The organism is Saccharopolyspora hirsuta (genome assembly GCF_008630535.1).
Taxonomy (GTDB): domain Bacteria; phylum Actinomycetota; class Actinomycetes; order Mycobacteriales; family Pseudonocardiaceae; genus Saccharopolyspora; species Saccharopolyspora hirsuta.
This window is the reverse complement of record NZ_VWPH01000016.1, coordinates 161,993-174,596: the sequence shown is the minus strand read 5'-3', so window position 1 is coordinate 174,596 and position 12,604 is coordinate 161,993. Positions and strand designations below refer to the sequence as shown.

The 12,604-nt window shown below is 71.7% G+C and carries 11 protein-coding genes; 7 read left to right on the top strand and 4 right to left on the bottom strand.

Annotated features, from left to right (window positions below):
• Nucleotides 1-722: 722 nt before the first annotated feature.
• Together F1721_RS29695 and F1721_RS29690 are read right to left on the bottom strand one after the other, a co-directional pair.
• Nucleotides 723-2,078 (bottom strand): MFS transporter, encoded by a 1,356-nt coding sequence (locus tag F1721_RS29695; RefSeq protein WP_150070125.1) that lies wholly within the window; start codon nt 2,076-2,078, stop codon nt 723-725.
• Between the two features lie 166 nt (nt 2,079-2,244).
• Nucleotides 2,245-3,033, bottom strand: coding sequence for a DeoR/GlpR family DNA-binding transcription regulator (locus tag F1721_RS29690; RefSeq protein WP_150070124.1), 789 nt, complete (start codon nt 3,031-3,033; stop codon nt 2,245-2,247).
• 124 nt (nt 3,034-3,157) lie between these two features.
• On the opposite strand from F1721_RS29690, the gene F1721_RS29685 reads away from it, so the two are divergent.
• The 6 genes from F1721_RS29685 (at nt 3,158) to F1721_RS29660 (ending at nt 9,377) form a co-directional block, all read left to right on the top strand.
• Nucleotides 3,158-3,856 carry an HAD family hydrolase gene (locus F1721_RS29685; RefSeq protein WP_170301651.1) on the top strand — a complete coding sequence of 233 codons (699 nt, stop codon included), beginning with the start codon at nt 3,158-3,160 and terminating at the stop codon, nt 3,854-3,856.
• 91 nt (nt 3,857-3,947) lie between these two features.
• Nucleotides 3,948-5,006: a 2-hydroxyacid dehydrogenase gene (locus tag F1721_RS29680; protein WP_150070123.1), complete on the top strand. Its 1,059-nt coding sequence runs from the start codon at nt 3,948-3,950 to the stop codon at nt 5,004-5,006.
• Nucleotides 5,003-6,466 carry an FGGY-family carbohydrate kinase gene (locus F1721_RS29675; RefSeq protein ID WP_150070122.1) on the top strand — a complete coding sequence of 488 codons (1,464 nt, stop codon included), beginning with the start codon at nt 5,003-5,005 and terminating at the stop codon, nt 6,464-6,466. Before F1721_RS29680 ends, F1721_RS29675 begins: the two co-directional genes overlap by 4 nt.
• Before the next feature lie 22 nt (nt 6,467-6,488).
• Nucleotides 6,489-8,228 carry a dihydroxyacetone kinase family protein gene (locus F1721_RS29670; RefSeq protein ID WP_150070121.1) on the top strand — a complete coding sequence of 580 codons (1,740 nt, stop codon included), beginning with the start codon at nt 6,489-6,491 and terminating at the stop codon, nt 8,226-8,228.
• Entirely contained in the window at nt 8,225-8,716 is a 492-nt protein-coding gene (locus F1721_RS29665) for a ribose-5-phosphate isomerase (protein ID WP_150070120.1), read from the top strand. The genes F1721_RS29670 and F1721_RS29665 overlap by 4 nt, the downstream gene beginning before the upstream one ends.
• 13 nt (nt 8,717-8,729) lie before the next feature.
• A complete protein-coding gene (locus tag F1721_RS29660) occupies nt 8,730-9,377 on the top strand; it encodes a class II aldolase/adducin family protein (protein WP_150070119.1) in 648 nt (215 codons plus the stop codon).
• A 245-nt stretch (nt 9,378-9,622) separates the two neighbouring features.
• Here F1721_RS29660 and F1721_RS29655 read toward each other — a convergent pair whose 3' ends face one another.
• A complete protein-coding gene (locus F1721_RS29655) occupies nt 9,623-10,510 on the bottom strand; it encodes a poly(ethylene terephthalate) hydrolase family protein (protein ID WP_150070118.1) in 888 nt (295 codons plus the stop codon).
• Between the two features lie 215 nt (nt 10,511-10,725).
• On the opposite strand from F1721_RS29655, the gene F1721_RS29650 reads away from it, so the two are divergent.
• A complete protein-coding gene (locus tag F1721_RS29650) occupies nt 10,726-11,325 on the top strand; it encodes a TetR/AcrR family transcriptional regulator (protein WP_150070117.1) in 600 nt (199 codons plus the stop codon).
• A 153-nt stretch (nt 11,326-11,478) separates the two neighbouring features.
• On the opposite strand, the gene F1721_RS29645 is transcribed toward F1721_RS29650, so the two are convergent.
• Nucleotides 11,479-12,513: a lytic transglycosylase domain-containing protein gene (locus F1721_RS29645; RefSeq protein WP_150070116.1), complete on the bottom strand. Its 1,035-nt coding sequence runs from the start codon at nt 12,511-12,513 to the stop codon at nt 11,479-11,481.
• Nucleotides 12,514-12,604 lie beyond the last annotated feature (91 nt).

Below are 12,604 nucleotides of genomic sequence, written 5' to 3'. Positions count from 1 at the left end.
TCGTCGCGCAGGATCGGCACACCGGCGGAATCTTCCTGCGGGCGAACGGGAATCCGTGGCTCGCGCTCGGTGCGCCCCGTGCTGCCGAACAGCTGACGCACGTGGGCGCACCAGCAGCTGCTGTGGTTCCCGGCGGTCGGGTCGTGGTCGCGGTCAAGAACCCCGCAGGCGGGGTCAGCACCAGGTTCGCCGACGCGCCGGAGTGGACCGATCTCGGGGGCGCTGACGTCCACGACGACGTGTCGGTGCTCGCCACGTCGGCGGGGGAGGTGCACGTGTTCGCCGCGGCTCGGGCCGGGCTGCTGCACTGGAAGCTGACCGGGACCGGCGCGGAGCTCGTCTCACCGCCGTCCGCGCACCGTCCGGCCGGGGCGATCGCGGTGGCGCGCGGGAAGTTCTCCTGCGCGGCGTTCCGCGAGGCGGGGACCGGGCACCTGGTGGTGCTGGGAGAGCAGGCCGGATGGGCTGTCGTTCGCCGGGTGGCGGCCGCGGCCACCTCCGATCCGGCGCTGGCGGCGGGGAATCCGCCGATCCTCGCGGTCCGCGGTGCGGACGGCCGGGTCGAGGTGTTCGACACAGCCCGAACCGCCGTGCCCGGGCCGACCGCGGGGGATCCGGCGCTCACCCCGGACGGCCGGTTCGTGGTCGCGCTGGGCGACGACGGCAAGATGCGAGTGAGCCCGCGCCCCCGGACGGGGACGCGGGCTCCACGATCAGTGCGCTCAGGCTGCGGTCCGCACGGCACCCGCCGCCGCGGCCAGCTTGCGCGCCTCGCCCGGGTCGGACGGGTCCTTGACCTTCAGGCTCAGGATCGCCACCAGGATGTAGAGGACGCTGAACGCGATCGCCACACCGCCACCGCCGACCAGCGGGAACAGCACGGTGACCACGACCGGGCCGACGAACGCGGCACCACCGGCGCCGAAGTTCAGGATGGCCAGGGCGGCACCCTTGTCCTTGGGCGAGACCATCGACGGCATCAGCGCCGACAGCGGGACGAACCCGGCCAGCAGGATGCCGTAGACGACGCCGAAGGTGGCGGTCACCGCGAAGCTCTGCGTGGTCACCGCGGTGAAGTACCAGACCGGGGTCGCGATGGCGCAGCCCACGCAGCCGAACCAGGTGATGGTGCGCCGCCAGCCGAAGCGGTCGGCGAAGACGCCGAAGAACAGGTTCGCGGCGATGTTCGCGCCGTAGCTGATCGACGCCAGGGTCGCCACCTGCGAGGCGGTCAGGAAGCCGCCGCCCGGCGTGGCCGGGCCCAGCACGAACGGGAACATCGCGAAGAAGCCGTACTGCGGCGCGGTGTTGACGATCCGGATCAGGCCACCGGCCAGGGTGCGGCGGTCGCGCCACAGGATGTCCACGCCTTCGGTCAGCCGCTTGAGGCTGCGCGGGTTCTCGACGGTCTCGTCGGCGATCGGCTGCAGGCCGTGCTTCTCGCGGACCGCGAAGCTGCCGATGAGCACACCGACGGTGACCACGATCAGCGACAGCACCAGGGTGCCGTGCTGGCTCAGGCCGAAGCCGCCCATCGCGACCGCGGCCAGCGCCGCGCCCAGGGTCGGCAGGCCGCCGGTGAAGGCGAACCAGAACCAGCCTGCCACCGAACCGCGCATCTTGACCGGGCTGGCGATCTGCACCCACACCAGGAACGCGAAGGCGAACAGCGGGTAGGCGAAGCCGCGGATGCCGTAGGTGGCCACGATCAGCGTCGCGTTGTGCGAGGGCAGCGCCACGAACAGGAACAGCAGCTCGAACACGATCCACCAGGCGCCGCCGAGCCACATCACCCGGCGCGGGCCCCAGATCGACGACAGCGTCCCGGAGAACCACGAAGCGATCATCGCCGCGACGCCGTAGATGGTGACCGTGGCGAACGCCGCGGTCGAGCCGGGCAGGCCGCCGCCCTCGGGCTGCTGCAGGTAGTCCGAGAGGAAGGTGGTCTCCACGCCGTCGCCGATCATGAAGATCAGCACGGCGACGAAGCCCCAGAACAGGGGCTTGGGGATGCCGATGCGGTCGAGTCCGCTGGCCGGGCGAGTCGCCTCGGTCTCCGCCGTGGTCTGTTGGGACATCACTGTCTCCAAGGATTGGAAGTTCTCGGCGCACGCTCACAGCGGGCCGGTCTACGAGTGCTGGCTATCATGCACCTCGTTCATATTAACGCGCAAGACGTTAATTTGGAGAAATTCGGCGCACCGCCCGCCGGAGCACACCGCGTGTTCACACCGGTACCAGGGGTCACTCCAGGGGCGCGAGGCGGACGTCGGTCTGCTCGCGCATCTCCTCCACCAGGGCGGGGTCCAGCTCGCCGGCCAGCAGGACGTGGTCGAAGGCGCTCACCGGGGCGAACTGGTGCAGCGCGGAGCGGGCCACCTTGCTGGCGTCCATCATCAGCACCTTGGTCGTCGCGCTGGCCAGCATCGCCCGCTTGACCAGCACGATCTCCTGCTCCTGGTGGTAGGTCAGGCGCGCGTTCATCGCCGAGGTGGACAGGAACACGATGTCCACCGAGAACGCGCTGATCATCTCCTGGCAGGGCAGGCCCAGGTAGGAGTCGTGGGTGCGGGAGTACTCGCCGCCCAGGCCGATCAGCCGGATGTCGGGCACGTCGCGCAGCGTCTCCTGCACCTGCCGGTAGTTGCTGACCACGGTGAGCGGGCCGACGTCCGGCAGCAGCCGGGCGAGCGCGAGCGCGGTGGTGGAGTCGTCCAGCATCACCGACATGCCGGGCGTGATGAACCGCAGCGCGTCCCTGGCCAGCGCGTCCTTCTCGGCGGTGTGGGTGTGCAGCCGGAAGTCCGAGCTGCTCTCGAACACCGTGGACGGCTGGGCGGAGACCCCGCCGTGGTACTTGCGGAGCAGACCCCGGGTGACCAGGTCGTCCAGGTCGCGGTGCACCGTCATCAGGCTGACGCCGGTCAGCTCGGACAGCTCCGCGGCGCTGGCGAAGCCCTGCGCGACCACGTGGTCGATGATCTTCTGCTGGCGCAGGAGGCGGGGGGACTGCTTCTTCGGTGCGGACGCCATGCGGCCATCTTGCCGCGCGCAGCGGGCCGGTAGGGACGTGACACTGAACTATCATTCAAAGGGTGACAATTAACGTTGATCATGTTAATTTGAGACCCGTCAGTGAGTGTGCGGGAGGTATGAGATGACCCTGTCCGAGCAGCCGAACGGCGCCCACCGCGCGGTCGTGTTCGACATGGACGGCGTCCTGGTCGAGAGCGAGCACCTGTGGGAGCGGATGTGGGCCAAGTTCGCCGCCGCCCGCGGCAAGACCTGGACCGTCGAGCAGACCCGGCAGGTCCAGGGCATGAGCGCTCCCGAGTGGTCGGCCTTCCTCGCCGAGTTCGCCGAGGCGACCGAATCCGCCGAGGCCACCGAGAAGATCGTGGTCGACGACATGATCGCCGCCCTCGACGGCGGTGAGATCGAGCTGCTGCCCGGCTCGGCCCGGATGGTCACCGAGGCCGCCGCCCGCGCCCCGATCGCGCTCGCCTCCTCCGCGCCGCGCCGCCTGATCGACGCCGTGCTGGACCGGCACGGCCTGATCAAGCACTTCAGCGCCACCGTTTCCAGCGCCGAGGTGCCCAAGGGCAAGCCCAGCCCGGACGTCTACCTCGCCGCCGCCGAGAAGCTCGGCCAGGACCCGAAGCAGTGCCTGGCGGTCGAGGACTCCAGCAACGGGCTGCGCGCCGCGGCCGCCGCCGGGATGACCGTGGTGGCCATCCCCAACTCCGACTACCCCCCGGCCGAGGACGCGCTGGCCGGTGCCAGCTACATCGCCTCGGACCTCGACGACGTGCGGCAGCGCCTGGTGAGCTCGCTGCCCGAGCCGGTCGGCAGCTGACGACCACGTTCCCCCAGGCGGGCCGACCCCGGTTCTGAGCACGCAGAATCGGGGTGGCGCCGCAAGCCAGCCCCGTGACAAAGGAGTCCTCATGACCAGCGTCCTGGCCGCAGGTGACCACTTCGTCGCCCCCGAAGTGTTCGTCGACGCGCTGCGCAGCAGCGCGGGTGCGCACGACCTGCAGTTCAGCACCCTGAAGCTGCCGTGGCCGGTGGAGCCGTTCGGGCCGGTCGGCAACGTGCACGAGGCCAGCGGCACCGAGCAGCAGCTGCTCGACGCGCTGGGCGACGCCGAGATCGTGGCCACCCAGATGGCGCCGTTCACCGCCGACGTGCTGGCCGCCACCCCGAACCTGAAGTTCGTCGGCGTCTGCCGCGGCGGGCCGGTGAACGTCGACCTGCAGGCCGCCACCGACAACGGCGTGATCGTCAGCTACGCGCCGGGCCGCAACGCCGCCGCTGCCGCCGAGTTCGCCGTCGGGCTGACCCTGGCGGCGCTGCGCCGCATCCCCGGCTCCGACGCCGAGCTGAAGTCGGGCAACTGGCGCGGTGACTACTACGCCTACGAGAACGCCGGGATCGAGCTCGAGGGCGCCACCGTCGGTCTCGTCGGCTACGGCGCGATCGGCAAGATCGTGGCCCGCGTGCTCAAGGCCTTCGGCTCGCACGTGCTGGTCTCCGACCCGTTCGTCAAGGCCGAGGACGCCGCGCGCGACGGCGTCGAGCTGGTCGACCTGGACGACCTGCTGCGGCGCAGCTCGGTGGTCAGCCTGCACGCGCGGCTGACGCCGGAGACCAAGAACCTGCTCAACGCCGACAACCTCAAGCTGCTGCCGGAAGGCGCGGTGCTGATCAACTCCGCGCGCGGCGGCCTGCTGGACTACGCGCCCCTGCCGGAGATGCTGAAGTCCGGCCGCCTCGGCGCGCTGGCGGTGGACGTCTACGACATCGAGCCGCCGCCGCGCGACTGGCCGCTGTTCGACGCGCCGAACGTCATCACCACCCCGCACCTGGCCGGTGCCACGCGCCAGACCGCGCACCGCGCCGCGCAGATCGTGGCCGGTGAGGTGGCGCTGTTCCTCGACGGCAAGCGCCCGCGCTTCGTGGCCAACCCGGACGTGCTGGCCAAGTTCGAGGGCCTGCAGCCATGATCATCGGGGTTGACGTCGGAACGTCGGTGACCAAGGCGTCGCTGCTCAACCGCGACGGAACCGCCCTGGTCACGCACAGCATGCGCAGCACCCTCAACCGGCTGCCCGGCGGCCGGGTGGAGCAGGACCTCGACGAGGTCATCAGCTCGGTGGTCCGCGTGGTGCGGGAGGTCGCCGCGGTGGCCGAGAGCACCGGCGAACCGGTCGAGGCCCTGGCCATCACCGGCCAGGGCGACGGCCTGTGGTTGCGCGACCACCAGGGCCAGCAGGTCGGCCCGGCCATCTCCTGGCTGGACGCCCGGGCCGCCGACGTCCTGGACAGCTGGGGCGAGTCCGGTGTGCAGCGCAAGGTCTTCGGGCTGACCGGGTCGGGCATGTTCCCGGGGTCGGCGGGTCCGCTGCTGGCACACCTCGCCGAGCACTCCCCGGAGCGGCTGGAGCGGGCCGCGGTCGCCGGCTACTGCGTGGACGCGATCGTGCAGCGCTTCACCGGTGAGATCACAGTGGACGCCTCCGACGCCTCGCTGCCGTTCCTGGACGTGACCACGCGCAGCTACTCGGTGGAGGCGCTGGAGGCGTGCGGGATCGCCGAGCACCGCAGGCTGCTGGCCGAACCCGCCCCGCCGAACAAGCTGTTCGCGCTGGACGGCAAGGCGGCGAAGGAGCTCGGGCTGCCCGCCGGGCTGCCGGTGTCGGCCGGCCCGTTCGACCTGCCCGCCTGCGCCTTCGGCTCCGGCGTCAGCAACGTCGGCGACGGCAGCCTGGTCATCGGCACGACCCTGGGCTGCCAGGTGCTGCGCGACGAGTTCGCGGTGGACCCGCGGGGCGAGGTCGCGGGCATGTGGCTGGCCACCCCGCTGCCGGAGCGCTACCTGCGGGTGATGCCGGCGATGGTCGGCACCGCGAACCTGGACTGGGTGCTGGCCATGGTCGGTGCCGGGGTGGACCAGCTGGAGACGCTGCTGGCCAGCAGCAAGCCCGGTGCCGGTGGCGTCTCGGCGCTGTCGTTCCTGTCCACCTCGGGGGAGCGGGCGCCGTTCGTGGCGCCGCACGCGCGCGGCCAGTTCACCGGGCTGTCGCTGGACACCTCGCAGGCGGACCTGGTGCGGGCGATGTGCGAGGCGGTGGCCTACGCGGCCCGGCACAACCTGGAGTCCGCCGGGCTGACCGGCGAGGTCTCGGCCTGCGGCGGCGGGGCGCGCTCGGCGGCGTGGAGCCAGATCTTCGCCGACGTGCTCGGTCGGCCGCTGCACGTGCCTTACGAGGAGGGCGTGGGCGCGCGCGGCGCGGCCATGACCGCGTGGGACTCGCTGGGCGAGCCGGTGGACCGCGAGCTGTGGGCCGCGGCGCGGCGTACCGTGCAGCCGCACCCGAACGCGGTGGAGTTCTACGAACGCGGCTACCGCGAGTACCTGGTTTCGATCGACCGCGCCCGCCCGCACTGGGGCGCGAGCTCCTGACTGCTGCTTGAGGAGAAGTGCGATGACGCGCTTGTACGACGACCCGGCGACGTTCACCGAGGACATGGTGACCGGCTTCGTGGCCGCGCACCCCTCCTACGTCCGGCAGGTGCCGGGCGGTGTGGTGCGGGCCAAGCGGCCCCGGCAGGGCAAGGTCGCGGTGGTCACCGGTGGTGGGTCCGGGCACTACCCGGCGTTCTGCGGGGTGGTCGGTCCGGGCTTCGCCGACGGTTCGGTGATCGGCAACGTCTTCACCTCGCCGTCGGCCGACGACGCGTACTCGGTGGGCCGCGCGGTGGACCGCGGTGCCGGGGTGGTGTTCTCCTTCGGCAACTACGCCGGGGACAACATGAACTTCGGCCTGGCGGTGGAGCGCCTGGAGCGCGACGGGATCCGCGCGCACAACGTGGTGGTCACCGACGACGTGGCCAGCGCCCCGGCGGCGGAGCAGAACAAGCGCCGCGGCGTGGTGGGCGACTTCGTGGTCTTCAAGATCGCCTCGGCGGCGGCCGAGGAGGGCTACGACTTCGACGAGGTGGTGCGGGTCGCCGAGCACGCCAACGCGCGCACCCGCAGCCTGGGCGTGGCCTTCGACGGCTGCACGCTGCCCGGCCAGGACAAGCCGCTGTTCGAGGTGCCGGAGGGCCGGATGGGCCTGGGGCTGGGCATCCACGGCGAGCCGGGTGTGTCGGAGCGGGAGATGCCGTCGGCGTCGGAGCTGGCGAAGATCCTGGTGGACGGCCTGCTGGCGGAGGCGCCGGAGACCGGTTCCCGCCGCGTGACGGCGATCCTGAACGGGCTGGGCGCCACCAAGTACGAAGAGCTGTTCGTGGTCTGGGGCACGGTGTCCCGCCTGCTGGCCGAGGCCGGGGTGGAGGTCGTCGCACCGGAGGTGGGCGAGCTGGTGACCAGCCTCGACATGGCGGGCTGCTCGCTGACGCTGACCTGGCTGGACGACGAGCTGGAGCGGCTGTGGCAGGCCCCGGCGGACACCCCGGCCTACCGCAAGGGCAACGTCGAACTCGCGGCCGCGGATGCGGCGGTGGAGGACGAGGAGCTGCCGGAGCTGCCGGAGAAGGTGGCCGTGGTGGCCCCGCCGGAGGGCCAGGCGACGGCGGCGACCGTGGTGCAGGGCCTGCGCGCGATCGCGGACCTGCTGCACGACAAGGAAGAGGAGCTGGGGCGTCTCGATGCGATCGCTGGCGACGGCGATCACGGCCGCGGCATGACGCGCGGCAGCGCGGCGGCGATCGAAGCGGCGGAGGAAGCGGCCAAGCAGGGCGTCGGCCCGGCCGCGGTGCTGGTCGCTGCGGGTGACGCGTGGGCGGCCAAGGCCGGTGGCACCTCGGGTGTCCTGTGGGGTGCGGCGCTGCGCTCCTTCGGTGACCTGCTGCCCGACCACCGCGCGGCGCTGCCGGGCGACCTGGTGGCCGGAGCGTCGGCGGCGCTGGCCGCGGTGCAGCGCCTGGGTCGCGCGGAGCTCGGCGACAAGACCCTGGTCGATGCGCTGGTGCCGTTCGTGGAGGCGCTGCGCAGCGAGGTCGACGGCGGCGCGAGCGGCCGAGAGGCCTGGGCGCGCGCAGCGGAGGTCGCCACGGACGCGGCGGCGAAGACCGCGGACCTGCGCCCCCGCACCGGCCGCGCCCGCCCGCTGGCGGAGCGCAGCGTCGGCACGCCGGACCCCGGCGCGACGTCGTTGGCGCTGGCCCTGACCCGGATCGGCGAGGTGCTCGCCGGTGACAGGAAGGACGAACAGAAGTGACTGAGCAGGCGCCGCTGCGCATCGTGGTCGGCTCCGACGACGCGGGGCTGCAGTACAAGGACGCGCTGAAGAAGGACCTCGAGAACGACCCGCGGGTCGCCGACGTGGTCGACGTGGGCGTGGGCTCGGACGAGCACACCGCGTACCCGCACGTGGCGGTCAACGCGGCCCGGTTGGTCGCCGAGGGCAAGGCGGACCGCGCGCTCCTGGTGTGCGGCACCGGGCTGGGCGTGGCGATCAGCGCGAACAAGGTGCCGGGCATCCGCGCGGTCACCGCGCACGACAGCTACTCGGTGGAGCGTTCGATCCTGAGCAACAACGCCCAGGTGCTGTGCTTCGGCCAGCGCGTGGTGGGTTTGGAGCTGGCCCGCAAGCTCGCGTCGGAGTGGCTGGGCTACCGCTTCGACGAGTCGTCGCCGTCGGCTGAGAAGGTGGCGGCGATCAGCGGTTACGAGTCGGCGTCGGACGTCCCCGGCGTCTCCTGTTGAACGAAGGTGTGATGTGAGCAGTTCGCGACTGGCCGCGCAGCGCAGCGAGGTCATCGCCATCGCCCAGCGCATGACGGCGGACCGGCTGGTGGTCGGCACGTCCGGCAACGTGTCGGTCCGCTGCGGTGATCTGGTGGCGGTGACGCCGTCCGGCGTCGACTACGACGACCTGCAGGTCGCCGACATCCCCGTGGTGAACCTCGACGGCGAAGTGGTGGAGGGCGAGCTCAAGCCCACCTCGGAACTGCCGATGCACCTCACCGCCTACCGCGAGCACGACGCGGGTGCGGTGGTGCACACGCATTCGTTGCACGCGACGGCGTTGTCGTTGCTGCGCGACGACGTTCCGGCGGTGCACTACCAGCTGGCGGACTTCGGCGGCCCGGTGCGCGTGGCCGAGTACGCGACGTTCGGCAGCGACGAGCTGGCGAAGTCGATGTCGAAGGCGCTGACCGACCGAACCGGCTGCATCCTGCGCAACCACGGCACGGTCACGATCGCGGATTCGCTGCCGAAGGCCTACAACCGCGCCCGCCAGCTGGAGTGGCTGTGCGAGCTCTGGTTGACCGCGAAGCGGGTCGGCGACCCGAACCTGCTCAGCGACGAGGAAATGGCCCGCTGCGCGGAGCTCTTCGCCGGGTACGGCCAGCAGCCCCGCTGAGCGGGAGCGGCCGTCACGCGAAGTTCCCGAGGGCGTCGCGGTGCGCTGCGGCAGCGCTCTGCTCCCCGCCCCGGTGGATCCACATCGGACGGTGTGAGTGCCGGTCTTCCGCAGTGCGGGGGCGATGTGCCCGGGGAACGCCGCGGTGGTGCGCCCGCACAGCATGATCATGTCGACGAGCGCGGTGGCGCTGCCCGGTCCCGGGTGGTGCCACCGCGCTCGCCGCTGGGCTTCCCGGCCGCGGGTCAGTACGGGCAGGTCGACTGGTGGTCGGAGATGGCTGGATCCGGGGGCGGCGGGCAGAGGAACTGCTCGTAGCGGGTGTCGTCGTCGAGGAACCGCTTCAACCAGGCGATGCTGTACCTGGCGATGGTGGTGTTGTCCACGTTCGGTGCGAAGTGGCTGGCACCGGCCAGTTCCAGGTAGGCCTTGCCCGGGTCGTCGGGCAGGCTCTCGTAGAACGGCTTGGCGTGCTGGGACACCGGGGCGACGGTGTCGTTCTGCGCGCCGATGATCAGCGTCGGGGTGCGCACGCCGGAGAAGTCCTTGGTGGTGTGCCACGGAGTCATCGGGATCGCGGCCTTGAGGTCGGGGTCGTCCAGAGCGGCTTGCAGGGAGCCGCCACCGCCCATCGAGTGTCCCATCACGCCGCGCCGGGCCGGGTCGACGCGGTCTGCCACGTCGCTGTCGTCGGTGAGGTGGTCCAGCGCGGCCAGCAGTTGTCGGCTGCGGGAATCGGGCTGGTCGTAGCGGGTGAGCGTGTCGATGGTGAACACCACGAAGCCTTGCGAGGCCAGCCGCGGGCCCAACCAGGCCAGGCTTTCCTGCCCGGCGGTGTAGCCGGGGGCGATGGCCACCGCGGAGAAGGTGCCCTCGGAGGTGTCGGTGGGGTAGTAGATGGTCCCGCCCCCGAAGCCCCGGACGCTGGCACGCGACACGGTCTTCTGATCGATCTCGAACGGCCCCCGCGGGGCGGTGATGCTCTCCTCTGTCGGGTCGGGCCCGTGCGGTGGCGAGGCCTCGGCCGACTGCGCCAGCGCTGTGTTGCCCACCAGCAGTCCGAGCACGGCCGTGCTGACGATCAGTGAGCGGCGCAGCGGTGAAGGTCTTGCAGGAGCACGCGTTGCGAACATGGAACCGTCCTTCCTGGGACGCGCCCCGACCTCCCGGGCGTCCCGGCCGCTCGCTGCGCGAGCTGTGCGGTCGTCCCGGTTGATCCGCGAGGCGGTGACCGGTGTGGAGCGACGTGCCTGAAGTGAAGCGGGTGAACGCGGTGATGCGGCTGATCGTAAACTAGCTCTACCAACTGGTCAATCAATCATCGCGGACCGGTCGTTAGCCTGGTGGCATGACCGAACGTGTCGACGGCCGGAAGCTGCGCTACGTGCACCGACGCGGCGAAATGCTCCGCGCCGCCACCGAGCACGCGCTCGACCACGGGCTCGAAGACCTGACGCTGCGCAAGGTCGCGCAGGCCGTCGGGGTCAGCCACGCGACCCTGGTGCACCACTTCACGACCAAGGAACAACTGATCACCGAGATCGTCGAGGGCGTGCTGGCCGAGACGCTGGCCGTTCCCGACCTGCCGCTGGACCACCCGGATCCGCTGCGCGAGGTCTGGCGCCGAGCGACCGGGGCGGAGGGACGCCGCCACATCAAGCTTTTCGCCGCGATCATCGCCCAGGCGGTGTACGGCGACCCCGTGCTGCGGAAAGCTGTCGCATCCTCGATGCGGCAGCGAACCCAGCTGATCGCGGACGGCCTGGTCCTCCGCGGCTGCCCGCGAACGAGCGCGCAGCCGATCGCGACATCGGTGCTCGCGGCCGTGCGAGGCCTGTTGGTCGACCTGATCACCACCGGCGACGAAGAGCGGGTCAACGCGGCGTTCGAGGACGCGGTGACCGAGCTGGAACGCCGTCTCGCCGAACTGCCCGGGCAAGGCGCGTGAGCGCACGTTCGACCGGAAACGCGCGAAGTGCGGAACGAGTGCTCGTGATTCCCCCGGTGCGGCCTCTTTCCGTCCGCTTCCCCGTCTGCGGCCCCGGGAGCCGAAATTGCTCGTGCGGTATTCGTTTCACCTGAACTGCGTTCGCGAGGTGGGCTAGGTCGTGGGAGGCGGACTGGTAGTCGTTGGTGTCCCGCTGGTGGGCGGAGGTTCTGTGGTGGGTGGTGTTCCGCTGGTGGGCGGAGGTTCTGTGGTGGGCGGAGGTTCTGTGGTGGGCGGTGTTCCGCTGGTCGGCGGAGGCTCGGAAGTCGTTGGTGGCGGTGTTGTCGACGGTGGTGGGGGCGTGGTCTGCGGTGGTTCGACCGGTGGTGCCGTCGTCGGCGGTGGCGGCAACGGGGGCGGCGGGTCGGCGAGCACGATCGGCCGCAGGGCCCTCCCGTCGGCGTAGGCGTCGGCGTAGGCGAGAACGGTGCGCACGTAGGAATCGGAGTGGTTGTAGCGGAAGACCGCCGCAGCCAGGTGGTTTCGCCGTCGCAGGTCGGTTCCGGCGGCGCACAGGTAGCGGCCCGCCGTCAGTGCGGCGTCGAAGACGTTGTGCGGGTCCGGGATTCCGTCGCCGTTGCCGTCGGCGCCGTGGCGGCGCCAGGTGGTGGGGATGAACTGCATCGGCCCGACGGCCCGGTCCCAGGTGCGGTCGCCGTCGAGCGCGCCCCGGTCGGTGTCGGTGATGGCCGCGACGCCGGGTGCGCCGTTGAGCACCGGGCCCAGGATCGGCGACGTGGTGGTGCCGTTGGCCGAGACCCGGCCGGAACGGGCGTGGCCGGACTCGACCTGGCCGATCCCGGCCAGCACCGACCAGTGCAGCCCGCAGCCGGGCCGGGTCCGCGCCAGGTCCTGCGCGGCCTGCTGGTAGGCCTCCAGCACGATGCCGGGAACGCCCCGCCCGGTCGGCCGGGCCGCCGGCGCGGCGTCGGTGCGGCGGGACTCCTCGGCCCCGACGTGCGCGAAGTCGAACCGGGTGCTGACCGGAAGCCGCCCGGTGGCACCGGGATCGCCGGGCACCGGTTCTGGTCCGGGCGCTGCGGCGGCCACTGGTTCGACGACCGCGTCACCGGACAGCGCCAGGACCGGGGTGAGCGCCAGCAGCAGTCCCGTGACGACCGCGGTGAGCCGCTCGGCGCGCTCGGCCATCGCAGCACCTCCTGTTGGTTCCGGAATCCTCGCGGCGGCTGGGAAGAGCCGCTGCCGGGCGACGCGGGCCATCTCGTCGCGGACCCCGCCC